The organism is Secundilactobacillus kimchicus JCM 15530, assembly GCF_001433995.1.
Taxonomy (GTDB): Bacteria; Bacillota; Bacilli; order Lactobacillales; family Lactobacillaceae; genus Secundilactobacillus; species Secundilactobacillus kimchicus.
In genome coordinates, this window is record NZ_AZCX01000005.1 from 99,145 (window position 1) to 117,983 (window position 18,839).

Genomic DNA, 18,839 nt, shown 5'->3' on the forward strand with positions numbered 1-18,839 from the left:
TTTGACCTTGATAGCCGCACCGATGTTACCGGGACCAGTCAATCTGGGTTTGACGGTCCAAAATTCGGTCAATTTCGGCGAGTTCGTCGGTCGTGAAGTCGAGGTGGGCGAGTGCTTTGACGTTGTCGTCAAGTTGGCCTGGTCGACTGGCCCCAATTAAGACGCTCACTAATTCGGGCTCCCGCAGGTTCCAGGCCAGGGCCATTTCAGCCAGTGTCTGGTGGCGACTGTGGGCGAGGTCGTTGAGCGCCTGAACAGTTTTGATTGTTGAGGCCACCTGCTTGGGTTGTAAGAACGGACTGGATGAGCGAGACGCTCTGGAGTTGGCTGGAATGCCGTTGAGGTATTTATCCGTCAACAGTCCCTGTGACAGGGGACTAAAGCCAATTGCTGCCTTACCAGCGCTTTTAAGAACGGGGAATAAGTCGGTTTCAGGTTGGCGGTTAAACATGTTATAGCGTACTTGGTGGATGATAAACGGGGTCCTCAATTTCTCGAATTCAGCCATCATGGCCGCCGTTTGCGCGCCATCGTAGTTTGAAATGCCAATGTAGAGGGCCTTACCTTGGCGCACCAAATCGTCCAGGGCACCAGCTGTCTCAGCTAAGTCGGTCTGGGGATCAAAGCGGTGACTGTAAAAAATATCAACGTAATCTAACCCCATCCGTTGCAGGCTCTGATTAGCACTCGCAATAATGCTTTTACGAGAGCCAAACGAGCCATACGGTCCCGGCCACATATCATAGCCGGCCTTGCTAGCAATCACAAGTTCATCCCGGTGGCCAGCTAGGTCGTTACGCAGGATGCGGCCGAAATTCTCCTCAGCGCTGCCGGGGATTGGCCCGTAGTTATTAGCGAGGTCAAAGTAGGTGATGCCAAGGTCAAAGGCTCGCTTGATGAGGGCGCGTTGGCTTGCCATGGGGTCCACGCTGCCAAAGTTGTGCCAGAGGCCAAGAGAAAAGGCGGGTAGCCGTAAGCCGCTTTTGCCCACGTGGCGGTAAATCATCTGATCATATCTTGAGCTTGTCATTGAATAACCTCCTGATGTTTCATGCCATTATTATACGTCCATTAAACAAACTTAACCGAATTATTTTGAAGTCGTTGACTTTAGCGAGCGCCATCGTTAACATGAGACTATTAGAAAAATGAGGGGATGATGAGAATGACGGATGACCTATCACCACGGGCTGGGGTGATGGAAGCCGTCCCGACGGCGTTTGGCTACATTGGTGTTGGGATAGCCTTTGGCATTATTGCAAAGGCGAACGGCTTTAGTTTGTTAGAAATCTTGTTACTGTCAATGGTTACATATGGGGGCTCCGCTCAGTTTATTATGGTGAGCATGATGGCGGTACACGCTAGCTTGCTGGCCATTTTACTCTCCGTCTTTCTGGTCAATTCACGGATGATTTTAATGAGCACAGTGGTGGCGCCCTATTTTAAATCGGAATCTATGATGCGAAATATCGTTATCGGGTCCCTGATTACTGATGAAACATTCGCGTTGGGCATGAATAAGTTGAATTATACGGACCACACCTTACGATTCGGGTGGTACAACGCCGCTAATTTATTCGCGTATCTCATCTGGGCTGTGGCGACGGTGGTCGGTGGGGCATTAGGGACTTTGATTGTTGATCCCCAGAAATTTGGGATGGATTTTGCGATTGTGGCCATGTTCATCGGATTGTTGTACCTGCAAGTCATTGCCGATAAGACGATTCGGCTAACGATTCAACTGGCTGTCATTGGCTTTGTCATCGTCATTATGGTGGTCGGCCTGATTTTTATTCCCAAAAATGCACTCTTGTTGTTAGCCGCTATTTTGGGATGTTCATTTGGGGTGGTGTTAAAACATGGCGCTCGATAGTTACGTTTTGGGGGTTATTTTAGTTAGTGGGTTAGTCACTTGGTTATCGCGAATTTTCCCTTTTGTCTTATTGAAACACTTTAGTTTACCAGCAGTGGTGATTAATTTTTTGAGCTTTGTGCCCATTAGTATTATGACCGCACTGTGGATTAATAGCTTGTTTATTCAACACTTGGGGCACTTTCCAGCAGTGGATTGGCCTAACTTTTTAGCGAGTGGGCCGACCATTTTAAGTGCCATGATTTCTAAGAACTTGATGGTAATCGTGGTTGTTGGCGTGATTTCTTTAGCAGTCATAAAGGCTGTCATGTAAGGGTTTTGAATATAATAGTGTGAATAATATTAAAAAAACGTTGACGTTTTCTCATTCGTATGGGTATACTCTAATCATTAAATCAAGCAATCTTAACGGGAGGTTACCAACATGTCAGCTCAATACACCATCATCGCGGTAACCACTACCGTTCAAGATTTAGTCTTATTATTAAAAACCAAGGACCCGACATTGACTGCGTTGTAGGACACGCCTACACCACATCAACAAGTTGAGCCCTTATTTATGTTTTTAATGATGAGGGCTTGATCAATATCAGCGGATTTCAAACCTCATTCATTAAAGAATGAGGTTTTTTTATTGCCTGACACCAAGGGAGGTCAGTTTGTCAGACAAGCTAATTACAGAAAGTGGGATGGAATAATGATGAAGAAAAGTATGATGAAGAAATTGACTGGGTTTGCCACAATTGCTGCAACAGCAATGATTTTTGCAGGATGTAGTACCGCTTCAACGACCGGTTCTGGGAATAAGCAAACCGGCAATACAATTAAAATTGGCGTCAACATGGAACTTTCTGGAGCTGCCGGGGGATATGGAAATCAACAAAAGCAAGGCATCCAGATGGCAGTTGATGAAATCAACGATGCTGGTGGGATAAACGTCAATGGCAAGAAAAAGAAAATTGATTTGATTATCAAGGATAATAAAACGGCGACGAGTACCAGTGCCTCGGTTGCTGCTCAGTTGGCTAACAACGATAAGGTTTCAGCCATCATTGGACCGGCGACGACCAATGCCGGGACCGCGCAGACGCCTAACATTACTAAGGCCGCTGTGCCAGCCTTGAGCCCATCAGCGACTGATCCTGACTATACGTTGCAAAAGAACGGCAAAGTTCAGCCCTATGTCTTTCGGGCCTGTTACCAAAACAACTTCCAGGGAGGCACAGCCGCTAAGTTTACATACAATAATTTGAAAGCTCGTCGGGTGGCCATTTTGGGAGATAACTCAACCGATTATGGGACTGGTTTGGCGAAGGCCTTTAAGAATCAGTTTAAGGGTAAGATCGTCGCCAACCAGACGTTTGCTGCGGGGGATAAAGATTTCAACGCTGTGTTGACCTCGTTTAAGAGCAAAAAAGCGGATGCCATTTTTGTCCCTGGTTACTACTCAGAAGTTGGACTGATCATTAACCAAGCTCGTCAAGCTGGCATCAACGTCCCAATTGTGGGGACTGACGGGATGGCCGATCCTCAGTTGGTCAAAATTGCGGGTGCCAAGAACGCGACTAACGTGTACTACACCACACCATTTTCAACAATGGCCTCGAAGAAAAACCCAACGGCCGCTAAGTTTATGAAGGCTTACCAAGCTAAATATCATCAAGTCGCCCCAACCTTCTCAGCTCTGGCTTACGATTCCGTCAACATGGTGAAACAAGCCATTGAAAACGAAAAGTCAGCAGACTCGAAGAAAGTGGCGGCCGGTCTGGCAAAAATTAAGAACTTTGACGGTGTCACTGGGACCATTACGATTGATAAGGATCACAACGCTCAAAAGCCAATTGCCATCGAAACTTTGAAGAATGGTAAGGTCGTTAACTCAGTTTCAATTAAGTAGGCTATGAATGGAGGCCAGTACATTGCAAACATTTTTCCAACAACTGATTAACGGCCTCTCCCTAGGTAGCATATACGCCCTTTTGGCGTTGGGCTATACGATGGTGTACGGCATTATCAAGTTGATCAACTTCGCACACGGGGACATTTACATGCTGGGTGCGTTTTGGGGCTATTACGTCATTAACTTTTGGCACTTTAACTTCCTGTTTGCCCTCCTTTCTGCGATGCTGGTGGGGGCTGTTGCTGGGGTGATTATTGAATACTTCGCTTATCGCCCATTACGCCACGCGCCACGGATTACCGCGTTGATTACCGCGATTGGCGTCTCATTTCTCTTGGAAAACGGGATGTCGTACCTATACGGGTCAACGCCTAGGGACTTCCCGCAAATTATCGAGCCCGTGAACTATCACGTTTTCGGAGTCCTGATTTCCAACATTCAGATCCTGATTCTGGTCACCGCCTGCCTGCTCATGGTGATCCTACAAGTGATCATTAAGAAAACCAAGATGGGAAAGGCCATGCGGGCCGTTTCTGTCGACCCGGATGCTGCCGAATTGGTGGGGATTAACCTGAATCGCACGATTTCATTTACCTTCGCATTGGGCTCTTCAATGGCCGGTGCCGCTGGGGTGCTGATTGGCTTGTACTACAACTCAATCGACCCATTGATGGGGATGACGCCAGGGATTAAGGCTTTCGTGGCGGCCGTCGTTGGCGGGATTGGATCCGTACCAGGGGCGTCAATCGGCGGCTTTTTGATTGGCCTTTTGGAAACGCTCGTTCAATCGGTCGGCCTGTCGGCATATAAGGATGCCGCAGTCTACTTCGTCTTAATTGTGATTTTGCTGGTTTTGCCGGCTGGAATCTTTGGCAAAAATATCAAAGAGAAAGTGTAGGTGACGATTTTGAAGGCCAATTTTAAATACAATGTGAGCTGGCTTATCATCATGGTCGCTGGCTTTTATCTGATGAACACTCTGATGTTGATGGGCATTATTGATTCCTTCATTGAAAATATGTTGGTTGTGATTGGCATCAACATTATTCTGGCGACCGGGTTGAATCTGGTCATCGGTTTTGCGGGGCAGTTTTCGTTGGGACACGCTGGATTTATGGCCATTGGGGCGTACGCGACGGCCATTATCACGACTAATTCTGCCACGGCCGGTGGGTTTTATACTTCCATCGTGGTCGGTGTCATCATTGCGATTATCGCCGCTATTATCGTTGGTGTCCCAACGTTGCGGCTTCGAGGGGATTACTTAGCCATTGCGACGATGGGCGCCGCTGAAATTATCCGAATTATCATTAATAATCTACAGATCACCAACGGACCGTCTGGGATGTTTAATATCCCACAATTCGCCACTTGGCCGGTTGTGTACATCATGGTTTGCGTCACGACAATTTTAATCGCAAACTTTGTCCGGAGTCGGGCTGGTCGCGCGATTAAATCAGTTCGGGAAGATGAAATTGCGGCTGAGTCTGCCGGAATTAACACGACCAATTGGAAGCTGGCTGCCTTTGTCTTTGGGGCCGCGACTGCCGCTATTGCGGGGTCGTTAGACGCCTCGTACCTCCAAACGATTGCCCCAACCAACTTTGGCATTATGGAATCCATTTCCATTTTGATTATTGTGGTCTTAGGTGGGGTTGGTAGCCTGACCGGAAGCGTTGTGGCCGCCGTTGTTCTGGGGATCTTGGATACGGCCTTGCAAAATTTTGGGACGTTGCGGATGGTGATTTATGCGGCTGCCTTGATCTTGATTATGATTTTTAAACCAACCGGATTACTGGGGAGTCATGAATTGTCATTTAAACACCTATTTTCTGGCACTAAGCGAAAGGGGCGTGTCCGCTCGTGAGTACGATTTTAAAAGTTGATGATTTGGTCAAGAATTTCGGCGGACTCACGGCCGTCTCAGACGTGTCGATGACCCTTAATGACGATGAACTCGTGGCCCTAATTGGCCCAAATGGCGCGGGAAAGACGACGCTGTTCAACCTGTTAACGGGCGTGATTACGCCTAGTTCTGGTGCCATTAGTTTTCGCGGTCCCAAGGGAACGGTGACGTTAAACGGCAAAAAGGCGTACCAAATCGCCAACCTTGGACTGGCCCGCACCTTTCAAAATATTCGGTTGTTTAAGGATCTGACCGTTTTGGATAACGTGCTCGTTGCCATGACAAGTCAGTACAAGGAGGGCTTGCTATCGACGTTATTCCGCCTGCCAAGCTACTATAAAAAAGAGGCTAAAATTGCCAAAGAAGCGACGGAACTGCTCGCAATCTTTGATCTACAAGAATCGGTCGATGTTTTAGCCAAAAACTTGCCGTATGGGATTCAACGACGGCTAGAAATTGTTCGAGCCTTGGCGATGAAACCGCAAATCCTGTTCTTAGACGAACCCGCCGCCGGGATGAATCCGGAAGAGACCGCTGATTTGACACGGTTGATTAAAAAAGTCCAACGGGAATTCCATATCACAGTGGTGTTGATTGAACACGATATGTCGCTGGTCATGAACTTGGCCGAACGGATCTACGTGCTCGATCATGGCGCCATGCTGGCTCAGGGAACCCCAACTGAAATTAAGCAAAATCCGGCTGTTATTAAGGCCTATCTTGGGGAGGAGGTATCTTGATGCTGAGCGTTGATCAATTAGTTGTAAACTACGGTGTCATTAACGCTGTTAAAGGCGTTAGTTTCGACATTAACGAAGGTGAAATCGTGTCGTTGATTGGCGCGAACGGCGCTGGAAAAACCACCATTCTCAAGACTGTTTCCGGCCTCTTACGGCCAGCGTCAGGAACAGTGACGTACGAGGGTCATGAGATTCAACGGGAAAAGGCGCCGAAAATTGTGGCCCAAGGAATCTCTCAAGTGCCAGAGGGGCGGCATATTTTTGCGGGCTTGACGGTGAAGGAAAACCTCCAAATGGGGGCGTTTCTCCAGAGCGATCGCGCAAATATTGCCACCACTTTTCAAACCGTGTACGACCGGTTCCCGGTGTTAAAGGAACGCCAAAATCAGGATGCGGCGACACTATCCGGTGGGGAACAGCAAATGTTGGCGATGGGGCGGGCGCTGATGTCACGGCCGAAGCTGCTGTTGCTTGACGAACCGTCAATGGGGCTTGCTCCCATTTTCATTAACGAAATTTTTGATATTATTACGGCCATTAAAGAACAGGGGACAACAGTGCTCCTCATTGAACAAAACGCCAAAAAGGCCTTGTCGATTTCTGATCGGGGTTACGTTCTCGCATCAGGTGAAGTCAAGATGAGTGGTACGGGCTCGGAGTTGCTGGCTAATGCGGATGTTCAAAAGGCCTATCTAGGAGGGTAAAAATGACGGTTGCAGATTACATGACAGATAAAGTGATTACCGTTAATCCAGACACGTTAGTCAGCGTGGCGGTTTCGATGATGAAGGACAACCAGATTCATCGGTTACCCGTCATTGAAACTGGGAAGTTAGTGGGGCTGGTTACGGCTGGCATCGTGGAAGCCGCGTCACCGTCAGCAGCCACTAGTTTGTCGATTTACGAGGTCAACTATATTTTCAACAAAATGACCGTGGGTGAAATCATGGAAAAAGAAGTCCAAACGATTTCTTACGACGCCATTTTGGAAGATGGAATTTACAAAATGCGCCAACACGATATTGGCGTCCTCCCCGTTATGGACGGGGAACAGGTTGTCGGTATTTTGACGACAAACGACATCTTAGATGCGTTTTTGGACATCACTGATTACCAACAGAAAGACACGGTGGTGCAAATTGTCATCGAGCAGGACAGCACTGGTATTATTTTTAAAATTGGGCAACTCATGGCGGACAATGATCTCAACATTCAAACGTTAATGGTGACCCGGCACATGGGCGAGATTGTGATTGAAATGCACGTTGATCCGTCTGATCAAATTTCGGTTCGAGCCGTCCTTGAATCAGCTGGGTTCACCGTCCGGTAGTTCTTGACGGGACTGCTGGGTTCTTCTATGATAGTTCTGGTATCATCACTATCAAAAGTTGCCCCCGGTTTATTGGGGGCCAAAGGAGAACAGATGACTTTTTCAGAGTTAAAGCGGCAGGCAAGGGAGTCGCTGAACCAGCATTTTCTTTATTACGTGATTTTATTCTTACCCACGCTTATCTTACAGATTGCGACGGGCACCTTCTATGCGATGTCAGAAAATAATATCAACTACAGTTATCCGGATTACACTGTAAATTGGTCCGTCACTATTTTGGCGTGGGCAGCTAGCTTACTACTCACAGGGGTTATGTTTGTCCTGATTGACCACGGTCGGCATTTACGGAACTATGAGCAACCGGTGAGCCGCTCCTTTACGATTTTTAATCGTGGCGACTATTTTATTGGGACCATTGGGTTAAGTGTTCTAATGTTTATTTACACCTTTTTATGGTCACTGTTGTTGCTGATTCCAGGGATTATCAAGGCGTTGAGTTATTCTCAGGCCTATTATATTTATCGTGATCACTTGGATCAGGGAACTAAGATCAGCCTTAATCAAGCCATTACCGAAAGCCGCCAGATGATGGTTGGCCACAAGTGGGAGTATTTTTTTCTGAATTTAAGTTTTTTGGGCTGGTATATCGCTTGTATCTTTGTGTTACCCGCCATTTGGGTGATGCCTTATGCTCAACAAACGTTGGCTAACTATTACGTGGTGTTGAGTGCTCCCGCAAAAGATGATCAACAAGATGATTTAATGACAATTGCCAAATGATTGATTGGCCTCAGCCAGCAAGCCCGTTTATAGGACCTGCTGGTTTTTTGATGGTCTGCTTTAGCTGGGATGGAATATGTTGCTAAATTTGAATTTTGTCCTTTTATTTAGCGTAAAAACTTGAAAGTCAAGCTTCTTTTCCTATATACTAAGACTAAGTCAAGTGTTCGACGTGGGGGTCGTTCACGGACAAAGTTATTTTGGGTGAATCGCCGGAAAGCAGGTAATTTAATATGGGGAGAATTCAGGAACGTACGCGAATGCAAATCATTACCGCGTTCTTGGAGCTTTTGAGTCGGGATTATTTTGATAAAATCTCGGTTTCACAAGTGGCCAAGAAAAGTTTCGTTACACGTAGTACATTCTATCGGTATTTTGATGATAAGAATGACCTACTGTTACAAGCAGCGCTGGAGACCCTTGATGGTAGTGAATCAGACGAACCGTTACTGGTTCAGTTTGCCACTTACGTTGAGAGTCACGCTGGGTTTTTGAAACATCTGTCACCGAGTCGGCAGAGTCGGATGAACTTAACCGACGTTGTGAGTGGTGTAATTGGGAAAATGGTGACTGATAAGGTCCAGTACGATGGGGATCAAAGTAACGATCCATTTGTTAACCTGATTAAAGCAGCTGACAATTCACCGTTGATGGTCGACGCATTAGTTGGCCTACTAATGGGGATGTTGGACCACTATCATCACAACGGGTTCGAAGTTGATGAAGACGAATTGAACCGTACCATGCAGCTGTTATCAAGTCACATGACAGTGAATTAATGCTTTTGGAACGAGCTAGGGAGCTCGTTTTTTTTTTACGGTTTTTTGGTGGTTTTACATTGTTTCAGTGGAAACGTTTACATATGTTCACACTCATGTTAAAATGAAAGCGTTATCAAAAGAACGATTATTAGAGGAGTGTTGACGTCATGGAATTAGCAAAATATATCGACCACACATTACTGAAGCCGGAAGCCACTCAAGATCAGGTGACGCAAGTCATCAATGAAGCTAAGCAATACGGATTTGCATCAGTTTGTATCAACCCGTACTGGGTCAGATTAACGGCTCAAGCCTTGGCTGGGACGGGGGTGAATACCTGCACCGTGATCGGGTTCCCACTGGGGGCGACCTCAACGGCTAGCAAGGTGTTTGAGGCCCAACAGGCCATGAAAGATGGCGCGAATGAACTGGATATGGTTATCAATATTGGCGAGCTGAAAGCCAAGCATGACACGGCTGTGTTGACTGACATCCAAGCCCTAGCAGACGCGATTCACGCGGCGGGACAACATTTGAAGGTGATAATTGAAACCGCTTTATTAACTGAAGAAGAAAAGGTCCGGGCCTGTGAACTATCCGAAAAAGCCGGCGCTGATTTTGTCAAAACGTCCACTGGATTCTCCACGGCTGGTGCCACGGTTGAAGATGTGAAACTCATGCGTGCGACGGTTGGAGATCGGTTAGGCGTTAAAGCGTCAGGTGGTATCCACACTCGAGCTGAAGCTGAAGCCATGATTGCTGCGGGGGCAAGCCGCTTAGGCGTCAGTGCTAGTGTTGCGATTATGAACGAGAAATAGGAGGAACCCATGATGGCTTTCAAACGAGTATTTGGCATTGTGTTAGATTCTGTCGGTATCGGTGAGGCTGAAGATGCTGCTAAGTTTGATGACGTGGGTAGCGATACCCTTGGCCATGTTGGGGCGTTCTGGAAGGGGGATTTGCAGCTGCCCAACCTGCAAAAGCTTGGATTATCCAATATTCGAGTAACCGCTCCGATTGAAGGGGTCCCAGTTACCGAGCAACCACTTGCGTACTACGGCAAAATGCACGAAATGTCGGTCGGCAAAGATAGTATGGACGGTCACTGGGAGATGATGGGGTTACCGGTCACAGAACCGCTTGGCTTTTTCCCGAACGGATTCCCGCAAGCGCTCCTCGATCAAATTACCGCTTTTAGCGGGCGCAAGTGTCTTGTCAATAAACCCTATTCTGGAACCGACGTCATTCACGACTATGGTGAAACGCAGATGCAAACGGGTGATTTAATCGTCTATACATCGGGAGATTCAGTTCTCCAGATTGCGGCCCACGAAGACGTGATTCCACTAGATGAACTGTATAAGATCTGCGAGTACACTCGGTCGATAACCATCGACCAACCTTACCGAATTGGTCGTATCATTGCGCGGCCGTACGTGGGACCAGATAAGGATCACTTTACCCGAACCGCCAACCGGCATGATTTTGCATTAAAACCAACGGGCACGACGGACCTAGACCTTTTAAAGGCGGCGGGGCTGGATGTTTTAGCGGTTGGTAAAATTAACGACATTTTTTCTGGTGTTGGGATTACCGACGGGGTGCACACTACCAGCAACGCAGATGGGATGACTAAAACAATTGAAAATGCTAAGCGTGATTTCCACGGGTTTAGCTTTACCAACCTCGTCGATTTCGATGCGATGTACGGTCATCGCCGAAATCCAGAAGGGTTTGGAGAGGCGCTAATGGCGTTTGACCAACAGCTTGGTGAGTTGCTGACGACCCTAAATGATGATGATTTACTGGTTCTAACGGCTGATCACGGAAATGACCCAGGCTTTAAGGGCACCGACCACACCCGCGAATACGTGCCGTTGCTCGTGTACTCCCCAAACTTCAAGACTGGGGGCCGCACGCTGGGCACTCGGGAGACATTTGGTGATTTTGGGGCCACGGTGCTAGCAAACTTTGATGTTGCTCAAACAACGCAGGGCCAGTCATTTTTGGATGACCTTAAATAGGAGGGTTAAACGATGAGTACACACATTGGTGCAGAAATGGGCGACATCGCCCCAACCGTTTTAATGCCAGGAGACCCGCTCCGGGCAAAGTACATTGCGGAAACTTTTTTGGATGATGTCGTTCAGTACAATGCCGTGCGAAATGCACTGGGCTTTACTGGAACTTATAAAGGCCATCGGGTGTCTGTTCAGGGCACTGGTATGGGGATCCCATCAATCTCAATTTATACCAACGAACTGATTAAATTTTTTGGCGTTAAGCACCTCATGCGGGTGGGTAGCATCGGTGGGTTTGGCGAAACCATTAAAATTCGCGATATTCTAATTGCCAGTTCGGCCAGCACTGATTCGGCCATTATTCAAAATACCTTTGATCACGGTGTTATCTATGCGCCAACGGCTGATTTTTCGATGTTACTGAAGGCCTACCAATCGGCCCAGGAAGCCAACGTTGAAGTGAAGGTCGGTAACATCTTCAGTGCAGACCGGTTTTATAATGACGAACTAGACATTCAGCAATTGATTGATTATGGTTGTTTAGGGACGGAAATGGAAACGGCAGCCCTGTATATGTTGGCTGCAAAATACGGCGTATCGGCGCTTTCTATCAACACGGTGAGTGACAATCTCACAACCGGGGAAGCTCTTTCTGCCCAGGACCGTCAGTCGTCGTTTGCTGACATGGCAACCGTTGCGTTAGAAACGGCCATTAAGTGTGACGAGGACTAATCAATAGCGAAGGTCGGATAGGTATATGGAAAAAGAACCCAATGAAAAGCGTATTTTCGATAGCATCAAGGTTGCTCGGCTCTACTATGAATCAGGGCTTGGCCAGGCAGAGATTGCGAGTCAGTTAGCCATCTCACGCCCGACGGTTTCTCGATTATTGCAGTTTGCTCAAGACCAAGGTTACGTGCAAATTAAGATTGTTGATCCGTACGCTAGCGTTCAAAACCTCGAACGCGCACTTGAAAAACGGTACGGGTTATCGTCCGCCCACGTGGTTTATACGAGCAGTAAGGACTATACCGAGTTAACGACGGCGTTAGGTAAATACGCGGCGGAGTATTTGAGTCAGACGGTTAAAGATAACGACATTATTGGGGTTAGCTGGGGTAAGACGATGTATCAAGTCGCGCGTCACCTTGGTGCGCAAACGGCTCAAAATGTTGCGTTAGTTGAACTAAAGGGTAGCGTGACCTACACCCCAACGCCGGTGTATGCCGAAGAAATTCTGATGACTTTTAGTCAGGCGTTTCACACTGCACCAAACGTCTTACCCTTACCCGTGATTTTTGGGACTCAAACCACCCACGACATTGTGGTTCAAGACCGGCATATTCATAAAATGATTGAGCTAGGACAGCGGGCTAACATTGCAATTTACACGGTTGGGACGGTTCGCGACGATGCGTTACTATTTCAAACGGGGTATTTTTCAGAGACTGAACAGGCGGGAATTCAAGCACATGCGGTCGGTGACATTTGTTCTCGGTTTTACGATGCTGCCGGAAACGTGGCCTGCCCCGAAATTGACCGCCGAACTGTCGGGGTTCAACTCGCCGACCTAGCTAAAAAAGAACACTCGATATTGGTGGCGGGTGGTGAACGAAAATTTGACGCAATTAAAGGTGCTTTGGCAGGGGGGTATCCCAACTGCCTCATTACCGATATTGGCACCGCTCACCGCCTCATAGACGAAGCAGATTAGAACGGGTCAGGAGGAACGAATGATGAGAATGGTCGACGTGATTGATCATAAGCGAAACGGTGGGACCTTAACAGCCGAGGAAATTCAGTTTTTTGTCGGCGGAGTTACTGATGGTAGCATCCCGGACTACCAGACCAGTGCGTTGTTAATGGCGGTTTACTTCAACGGCATGACCGATTCGGAACAGGCAGAACTAGCGATGCAGATGTTGAAGTCAGGGGACCAATTGGACTTGTCCGACATTCCGGGGATCAAGGTCGATAAACATTCGACTGGTGGTGTTGGTGATAAAACGAGTATCCCGTTAGCGCCAATGATTGCCGCTCTAGGGATTCCAATCCCCATGATATCGGGGCGTGGGCTAGGTCATACTGGTGGCACGCTTGATAAGTTAGAGGCCATTCCAGGGTTTAACGTGGAGTTGACAGAAAGCCAGTTCAAGCATCAGGTTAAGGCCATCAAAGTGGCAATTGTTGGGGCAACGGGAAATATTGCGCCGGCGGATAAAAAGATTTACGCACTACGAGACGTCACGGACACGGTTGACTCGATTCCGTTAATTGCGGGTTCCATTATGAGTAAAAAGATTGCTTCGGGAACCGATGCCTTAGTGCTAGATGTTAAGACCGGGTCGGGGGCTTTTATGAAGAGTGAAGCAGATGCAAAAGCCTTAGCGACCGCTCTGGTTTCAATCGGCCAAAACGTTGGGTTGCAGTGCATGGCGGTTATTTCGGACATGAATCAGCCCCTTGGCAACATGATTGGCAACGCCTTAGAAATTCAAGAATCAATTGATATTTTAAAGGGGCATGGCCCAGCAGACATTACTGATCTGGTCTTGACAATTGGAAGTCAAATGGTCGTGTTGGCTAAGCAAGCAGCAGACTTAGACGAAGCTCGCGGGCGACTGCAAGCAGTCATTGATGATGGTTCCGCGTTGGCGGTCTTTCGGCAAATGATTGAAGCTCAGGGCGGTGATGGTCAGGTTGTCTCAGACCCTACCCGATTACCACAAGCTCGCTACAAGATTGAGTTGCCAGCTAAAACGGCTGGCGTGGTCGCAAAAATAACCGCGGATGAACTGGGGATTGCGAGCCTATTATTGGGCGGTGGTCGCCAGACTAAGGATGACGAACTGGACTACGCAGTTGGGTTGGAACTTCACAAAAAGGTTGGTGACCCGGTGGCGGCTGGTGACTCACTGCTGACGATTCATAGTAATCGAGAAGCGGTTGATGATATTAAACAACTGTTGTATGACAACATTGAAATTGCGGACGATGCGCAGCCACTGACGTTAATTCACGAGATTATTAACTAATTAAAATGACCGGATAACCAATCCAAGGGTTGGACTTATCCGGTTTTTGATGACTGACAGCGGAATTTTTGTGCTATACTTTATTTAGAATCACTACAAACTAGGTAATGGGAGGCGACTTAAATGCCAATTGATTTAACTGATATTCAAGCGGTTTATAAGGACGCAGGAGAACATATTAACTTCACCACACTGGTTTTTAACCGGACTGACCAGGCCGCAGAACTGGCGGCTGTGCAGGCCTTTGCTGAGAGCTATCCCTCAATTGTCAACAGTATGAATATTCGCTATCCAGATGCCAAATTAGCGGTGGCAGTCGGTTTCAGTAACGCCGGTTGGACGTATTTGTTTCCCAATGCAGATAAGCCCAAGCAACTGGTTGACTTTGAACCCGTGGTCGGGCCAAAATACACGGCACCAGCAACGCCTGGCGATTTATTTTTCCATGTTCGAGCGGTGACCGAGGCCGTTGTTTACGAAATTATGGATCAGTTTAGTGAATTCTTCCGGGGCGTCACCACCGTTGAAGACGAAACGCACGGTTTTCGGTATTTTGAGGGCCGGGCAATTATCGGGTTTATTGATGGCACCGAAAATCCCAGTGTGTTGCAGGCACCAGAATACGCTGTAATCGGTGATGAAGACCCAGCCTTCATTAACGGGTCATATGCGTTTGCCCAAAAGTACAACCACAACATGGACGCGTGGAAAGACTTACCTACGGACCAGCAAGAAAAGGCCATTGGCCGGCACAAGTTTTCCGACCGGGAGCTCCCCGACGAAGAAAAGGCGCCCAATGCGCACAACATTGCGTCGCAGGATAACGAGGGTGGTGTGGAACATAAAATCGTGCGGATGAACGTGCCGTTTTCCGACCCTGCTTCAAACGTGACGGGGACCTACTTTATCGGTTATTCCCGTGAGTATGCCGTTGTTCGCCGGATGCTTGAAAACATGTTTTCTCAAAGCGACCGGTTATTAGATTTTAGTACCCCTGTGACGGGCAATTTATTTTATATTCCCTCCCTCTCAATGATTGACAGAATTGCTGACGGCGACCTGTAACGCCCAGCAGTTGTGTCGGGAATGCGTTGACAGGCCCACCCACATTCGCTACATTAAAAGTATTGTGAACAAATTTTGAATTTTGAGAGGTTGAAAACTGTGGGGGTCTATTTCTACGACATTAAACTAGCGGTGGTTTTCTTTCCGCTAGTGGCGATTTTAATTACGTTTCCGTTTTTACTAGTTCACTATCACCGGTTTGGGGCCATTTCTCGGTGGTCGATTTTAATGCTTTACAGCTTTGTGTTTTATATGATGTGCGCTTATTTCTTGATTGTTTTTCCACTGCCGTCCGTCGCAGCCGTGGCGAAGCTAACAACGCCAGAGTATAATTTGCGGCCGCTGTTATTTATCCATGAATTTATGGCGTACAACCCATTTCGACTGAGTGATCCGGCAACCTGGTTGGCGGCAATCAAGGCCCCGACGTTGATTCAACCGTTATTTAATATTTTTCTGACGGTGCCATTTGGCGTCTTCTTGCGCGTGTATTTTAGGCGGCCATGGTGGCAAGTGGTCCTGCTATCATTTACGCTATCGCTGTTCTTTGAGTTGACCCAGCTGTCTGGCCTCTACGGCATTTATCCGCGGCCTTATCGGTTGTTTGACGTGGACGATTTACTGCTAAATACCACTGGGGGTTGGCTGGGCTTTGGCCTTGGACGACTTGTTTTGCCACTGCTACCATCGTCAGCTCATACGATGGCCAAGTTGCAACGCCGGTCACACGTGGTTTCATCTTTTCGACACGCTACGGCGGCGGTGGTCGACTGGATCTTTGTTTTGGTGGCCACGATTTTGCTGCAGTTAGCCTTGGGTGTGATGCATGTGGAATTGGGCAACTTGTCACCCGTCTTGTGGCCGGTTGCTGTTGGTCTGGTTATTTTACTGCCAGAATTAATCTGGCATCAAACCATTGGCCAACGGGCCGTTCACATTAAGCTAGTAGCAAGCAATCCCCAAGAGCGATTAGCTGCTAAGAACGTGGTGTTACGGACCCTCATTGGGTTTTCATTGGTCGGCGTTTGGACCATCGTCGAAGTCGTGTTGGCCGAATTAAAATTACCACTGGTCCTCTCTGACCGGGTAGCGTTTGGGTTACTGGCCTACACCGGACTTAATTTTCTCGTGATGGGTCTGGATGTGTTGGTCGATATTTTTCGGCCCAGTCACGATTTATTTTTCGAACGGTGGAGCGGGACGCGCCTGGTTTCCACTTATTAGGTAGAACGACGCGATTCGGTTAGCTTCAAAGTTGGATAAAAAACCCACTTCATTTTTGAAGTGGGTTTTTAGTATGCCGTTAGCCGGTACAACGAGGCTAATCAGTTGCCGTTAACCATCAGTAAAAAGCGGGTTTGTCGCCATCGGTGTTGGGTTGATTGACCCCGAGCGAGGCCCCAATGTGAGTGGTTGGGTCGTTAATGATTGAAACGACAAGGTCGGCGACACTCTTACGTGAGACCTCGGTACCCTTGAAGGAATCGTTGCGTTGAGTGAGTTCGTAGTTAACCGTGTCGTCGTTGGACAACCAAGCGGGCCGGATAATGGTGGTGGCTAATCCGCTGGTTTCAATTACGTGGGCCGCTGCGGTATAGGGTTCCAGGTAGCCGCCGTCTAACATTTGGTGATTCCACTCACCGAATTTTCCTGGGACTTCGTCGTAGATTCCCAGCGTTGAAATCCAGATGAGGCGCTTAACGTCGCTGTTTTTCATAGCTGATACGACGGCTTGAGCCTGTGCTTCGATATTACTACCAGCCAGATTGGCGTAAACAATGTCTTGACCGGTCATGGCGCGACTGAGTTGGGCGACATCGGTCGCATCGCCTTCGATGACGCGCTCGCGACTGGGATCACTGACACTCAAGCGGTCGGCGTGTCGTAAAAAGAGCGTCAGCGAATGCTGGGTCTCGGTTAACAACTGGTGGGTTGCCAACCGCGCAATTTTACCATTAGCACCTAAAATTAAAACAGAAGTCATTTAAACCACTCCTCAATGTTTGGATAAGCCAAGTATAACGATCTCAGCTGATCTTTTTAACGGACAACTGATGAATGACTGTCCGGATGCTGTCGCTCAGTTAGGCCGTCGATACCGTCTTGTAGGTAATTGCAGATAAACTGACGTTCTTCGGTTAACGGTAGTCGGTCCTGGTCGGTGAGCCAGTCGTTAATGGTGGCGTATAGGGCCGTACTTAACGCGGTTTGCAAGAACTGGGAGTAACGGTTGTCGACCGAAAAATGTTTTGTTTGAGCGAGGTCAGCGAGAATTTGTTTAATCATCGTTTTAAAGTGGGCCTTAATAATCGTCTCCGGGGCATTTTGCGTATCGAGCGCGAAAATTCGTTGGTAGAAGGTCTGATTATCCTGAAAGTAGTGGAGTAATTGGTCCACGGTTTGCGTCCAGTACCGAAACGTTTCACATTTGGTGGCGGCCGCACCGACTTCGGTTTGGTAGATCCAAGCTAAGACGTCGTACTTATCGCGGTAAAAATCATAGAATGTTTGGCGTCGCAATTGGGCTTGCTTCATGATAGCGGTTACGGAAACGGCGTCAAAGGGGACGCTGACCACAAGTTCTTTCGTGGCAGTCGCAATTTTCTGTTGGGTTTTTAGCATTAAAACACCTCCAATAAATCCTATGCTCATTGTAACCCTTTTACCGTCATAAATTGCAGCTTAACGCGTTGTTTGTCCCACAATGTTTGGGTATAATGAAAACCAGACAGCAGTTGACTTGATAGCTGCAGAAGGGCTTGGATAGGGATGAAACCTTTTGAATTCACGGTCTTAAAAAACGGGGTGGCAAGACTTGTTGCGGGGTATTCCGCCAACCTTGACCCGGTTGTTTTAGACGTTTTAAAGGCCGACGCGATTGACTTAGCGAAGACTTTTTTGATTGCGGACGACGCGCTGACAACGAATTTTATTTTTGAGTTGACGAATCGACGATTGACCATCGAACAGGCGACCGAAGCGCTGACGACGTTGCGGCCACAGGTGACGGGATTCCCATCGGTGACGCCGGCCACTTTGGCGACGTTGTTTAAAAAGAGCCACCACTTGGTTGAACCGGATTGGCAACGGTTAGACCTTAGAATGCTGACGTATCTCGGCTGGAATGATATCGCCACCCATCAAAAATTTATCGTGGCCGTTCAAGCTGATCGGCTCGTTGGCGTCCGTGGGACTTTATCAGCAGGGATCCACAACGGGGTTTGCGCGATTTGCCAAACGATGAGTCGCGTGTCGATGTTTACGGCAACAACCGCCACCAATCACGTCGGCAATTATCGGACAAATGGGAACTACATTTGTCGTGATAGTGGTCAGTGTAACCGGCAATTCACTAGCGATGAGGGGTTGCAGGCATTTTTGGAAACGGTGCATCCTCACTAAGGGGAGAAAAGCACACTAGGGGAGTG

Annotated in this window: 21 protein-coding genes; 18 read left to right on the plus strand and 3 right to left on the minus strand. The window is 47.9% G+C overall.

From position 1 onward, the window contains the following. Positions 1–25: 25 nt before the first annotated feature. Positions 26–1,030: an aldo/keto reductase gene (locus tag FC96_RS08145; RefSeq protein WP_056942633.1), complete on the minus strand. Its 1,005-nt coding sequence runs from the start codon at positions 1,028–1,030 to the stop codon at positions 26–28. A 135-nt stretch (positions 1,031–1,165) separates the two neighbouring features. Between FC96_RS08145 and FC96_RS08150 the strand changes: the two genes are divergently transcribed. The 17 genes from FC96_RS08150 (at position 1,166) to FC96_RS08230 (ending at position 16,635) form a co-directional block, all read left to right on the plus strand. After that, positions 1,166–1,873 carry an AzlC family ABC transporter permease gene (locus FC96_RS08150; protein ID WP_056942634.1) on the plus strand — a complete coding sequence of 236 codons (708 nt, stop codon included), beginning with the start codon at positions 1,166–1,168 and terminating at the stop codon, positions 1,871–1,873. Then, positions 1,860–2,186, plus strand: coding sequence for an AzlD domain-containing protein (locus tag FC96_RS08155; RefSeq protein ID WP_056942635.1), 327 nt, complete (start codon positions 1,860–1,862; stop codon positions 2,184–2,186). The genes FC96_RS08150 and FC96_RS08155 overlap by 14 nt, the downstream gene beginning before the upstream one ends. Positions 2,187–2,573: 387 nt before the next feature. Further along, a complete protein-coding gene (locus tag FC96_RS08160) occupies positions 2,574–3,770 on the plus strand; it encodes an ABC transporter substrate-binding protein (RefSeq protein ID WP_055679804.1) in 1,197 nt (398 codons plus the stop codon). A 22-nt stretch (positions 3,771–3,792) separates the two neighbouring features. Beyond that, positions 3,793–4,671, plus strand: a complete 879-nt coding sequence (locus FC96_RS08165; RefSeq protein ID WP_055679805.1) for a branched-chain amino acid ABC transporter permease — start codon at positions 3,793–3,795, stop codon at positions 4,669–4,671. A 51-nt stretch (positions 4,672–4,722) separates the two neighbouring features. Next, a complete protein-coding gene (locus FC96_RS08170) occupies positions 4,723–5,640 on the plus strand; it encodes a branched-chain amino acid ABC transporter permease (protein WP_191976662.1) in 918 nt (305 codons plus the stop codon). Beyond that, on the plus strand, positions 5,637–6,419 hold the full coding sequence (locus FC96_RS08175; RefSeq protein ID WP_056942636.1) for an ABC transporter ATP-binding protein: 783 nt from the start codon (positions 5,637–5,639) through the stop codon (positions 6,417–6,419). Before FC96_RS08170 ends, FC96_RS08175 begins: the two co-directional genes overlap by 4 nt. Next, entirely contained in the window at positions 6,413–7,123 is a 711-nt protein-coding gene (locus FC96_RS08180; RefSeq protein ID WP_055679806.1) for an ABC transporter ATP-binding protein, read from the plus strand. The genes FC96_RS08175 and FC96_RS08180 overlap by 7 nt, the downstream gene beginning before the upstream one ends. Positions 7,124–7,125: 2 nt before the next feature. Next, positions 7,126–7,749, plus strand: coding sequence for a CBS domain-containing protein (locus FC96_RS08185; protein ID WP_055679807.1), 624 nt, complete (start codon positions 7,126–7,128; stop codon positions 7,747–7,749). Between the two features lie 93 nt (positions 7,750–7,842). Next, a complete protein-coding gene (locus FC96_RS08190; protein WP_162253152.1) occupies positions 7,843–8,529 on the plus strand; it encodes a DUF975 family protein in 687 nt (228 codons plus the stop codon). 260 nt (positions 8,530–8,789) lie between these two features. Further along, a complete protein-coding gene (locus FC96_RS08195; protein WP_055679809.1) occupies positions 8,790–9,308 on the plus strand; it encodes a TetR/AcrR family transcriptional regulator in 519 nt (172 codons plus the stop codon). 149 nt (positions 9,309–9,457) lie between these two features. After that, positions 9,458–10,108, plus strand: coding sequence for a deoxyribose-phosphate aldolase (deoC, locus tag FC96_RS08200; protein ID WP_056942637.1), 651 nt, complete (start codon positions 9,458–9,460; stop codon positions 10,106–10,108). 12 nt (positions 10,109–10,120) lie between these two features. Next, positions 10,121–11,314 carry a phosphopentomutase gene (locus FC96_RS08205; RefSeq protein ID WP_056942638.1) on the plus strand — a complete coding sequence of 398 codons (1,194 nt, stop codon included), beginning with the start codon at positions 10,121–10,123 and terminating at the stop codon, positions 11,312–11,314. 12 nt (positions 11,315–11,326) lie between these two features. Continuing rightward, positions 11,327–12,043 carry a purine-nucleoside phosphorylase gene (deoD, locus tag FC96_RS08210; protein ID WP_056942639.1) on the plus strand — a complete coding sequence of 239 codons (717 nt, stop codon included), beginning with the start codon at positions 11,327–11,329 and terminating at the stop codon, positions 12,041–12,043. A 25-nt stretch (positions 12,044–12,068) separates the two neighbouring features. Beyond that, on the plus strand, positions 12,069–13,025 hold the full coding sequence (locus tag FC96_RS08215; RefSeq protein WP_056942640.1) for a sugar-binding transcriptional regulator: 957 nt from the start codon (positions 12,069–12,071) through the stop codon (positions 13,023–13,025). A gap of 22 nt (positions 13,026–13,047) precedes the next feature. Further along, a complete protein-coding gene (locus FC96_RS08220) occupies positions 13,048–14,346 on the plus strand; it encodes a pyrimidine-nucleoside phosphorylase (protein WP_056942641.1) in 1,299 nt (432 codons plus the stop codon). A gap of 123 nt (positions 14,347–14,469) precedes the next feature. Next, positions 14,470–15,411 carry a Dyp-type peroxidase gene (locus tag FC96_RS08225; RefSeq protein WP_055679810.1) on the plus strand — a complete coding sequence of 314 codons (942 nt, stop codon included), beginning with the start codon at positions 14,470–14,472 and terminating at the stop codon, positions 15,409–15,411. Between the two features lie 99 nt (positions 15,412–15,510). Next, on the plus strand, positions 15,511–16,635 hold the full coding sequence (locus FC96_RS08230) for a VanZ family protein (protein ID WP_056942642.1): 1,125 nt from the start codon (positions 15,511–15,513) through the stop codon (positions 16,633–16,635). Between the two features lie 118 nt (positions 16,636–16,753). Here the strand turns inward: FC96_RS08230 and FC96_RS08235 are convergent, their stop codons facing one another. After that, complete coding sequence (locus FC96_RS08235) at positions 16,754–17,395, minus strand: SDR family oxidoreductase (RefSeq protein ID WP_055679811.1); 642 nt, start codon at positions 17,393–17,395, stop codon at positions 16,754–16,756. A gap of 56 nt (positions 17,396–17,451) precedes the next feature. Next, positions 17,452–18,033 (minus strand): dihydroxyacetone kinase transcriptional activator DhaS, encoded by a 582-nt coding sequence (gene dhaS / locus FC96_RS08240; protein WP_055679812.1) that lies wholly within the window; start codon positions 18,031–18,033, stop codon positions 17,452–17,454. A gap of 147 nt (positions 18,034–18,180) precedes the next feature. On the opposite strand from dhaS, the gene FC96_RS12770 reads away from it, so the two are divergent. Beyond that, complete coding sequence (locus FC96_RS12770) at positions 18,181–18,813, plus strand: FusB/FusC family EF-G-binding protein (RefSeq protein WP_082593472.1); 633 nt, start codon at positions 18,181–18,183, stop codon at positions 18,811–18,813. Positions 18,814–18,839 lie beyond the last annotated feature (26 nt).

Excerpts from the sequence above, each read along its gene's own strand:
- FC96_RS08145 (WP_056942633.1), bottom strand. The coding sequence starts at position 1,030 with ATGACAAGCTCAAGATATGATCAGATGATTTACCGCCACGTGGGCAAA.
- FC96_RS08150 (WP_056942634.1), top strand. The coding sequence starts at position 1,166 with ATGACGGATGACCTATCACCACGGGCTGGGGTGATGGAAGCCGTCCCG.
- FC96_RS08155 (WP_056942635.1), top strand. The coding sequence starts at position 1,860 with ATGGCGCTCGATAGTTACGTTTTGGGGGTTATTTTAGTTAGTGGGTTA.
- FC96_RS08160 (WP_055679804.1), top strand. The coding sequence starts at position 2,574 with ATGAAGAAAAGTATGATGAAGAAATTGACTGGGTTTGCCACAATTGCT.
- FC96_RS08170 (WP_191976662.1), top strand. The coding sequence starts at position 4,723 with ATGGTCGCTGGCTTTTATCTGATGAACACTCTGATGTTGATGGGCATT.
- FC96_RS08185 (WP_055679807.1), top strand. The coding sequence starts at position 7,126 with ATGACGGTTGCAGATTACATGACAGATAAAGTGATTACCGTTAATCCA.
- FC96_RS08190 (WP_162253152.1), top strand. The coding sequence starts at position 7,843 with ATGACTTTTTCAGAGTTAAAGCGGCAGGCAAGGGAGTCGCTGAACCAG.
- FC96_RS08195 (WP_055679809.1), top strand. The coding sequence starts at position 8,790 with ATGCAAATCATTACCGCGTTCTTGGAGCTTTTGAGTCGGGATTATTTT.
- deoC (WP_056942637.1), top strand. The coding sequence starts at position 9,458 with ATGGAATTAGCAAAATATATCGACCACACATTACTGAAGCCGGAAGCC.
- FC96_RS08205 (WP_056942638.1), top strand. The coding sequence starts at position 10,121 with ATGGCTTTCAAACGAGTATTTGGCATTGTGTTAGATTCTGTCGGTATC.
- deoD (WP_056942639.1), top strand. The coding sequence starts at position 11,327 with ATGAGTACACACATTGGTGCAGAAATGGGCGACATCGCCCCAACCGTT.
- FC96_RS08215 (WP_056942640.1), top strand. The coding sequence starts at position 12,069 with ATGGAAAAAGAACCCAATGAAAAGCGTATTTTCGATAGCATCAAGGTT.
- FC96_RS08220 (WP_056942641.1), top strand. The coding sequence starts at position 13,048 with ATGAGAATGGTCGACGTGATTGATCATAAGCGAAACGGTGGGACCTTA.
- FC96_RS08225 (WP_055679810.1), top strand. The coding sequence starts at position 14,470 with ATGCCAATTGATTTAACTGATATTCAAGCGGTTTATAAGGACGCAGGA.
- FC96_RS08235 (WP_055679811.1), bottom strand. The coding sequence starts at position 17,395 with ATGACTTCTGTTTTAATTTTAGGTGCTAATGGTAAAATTGCGCGGTTG.
- dhaS (WP_055679812.1), bottom strand. The coding sequence starts at position 18,033 with ATGCTAAAAACCCAACAGAAAATTGCGACTGCCACGAAAGAACTTGTG.
- FC96_RS12770 (WP_082593472.1), top strand. The coding sequence starts at position 18,181 with ATGAAACCTTTTGAATTCACGGTCTTAAAAAACGGGGTGGCAAGACTT.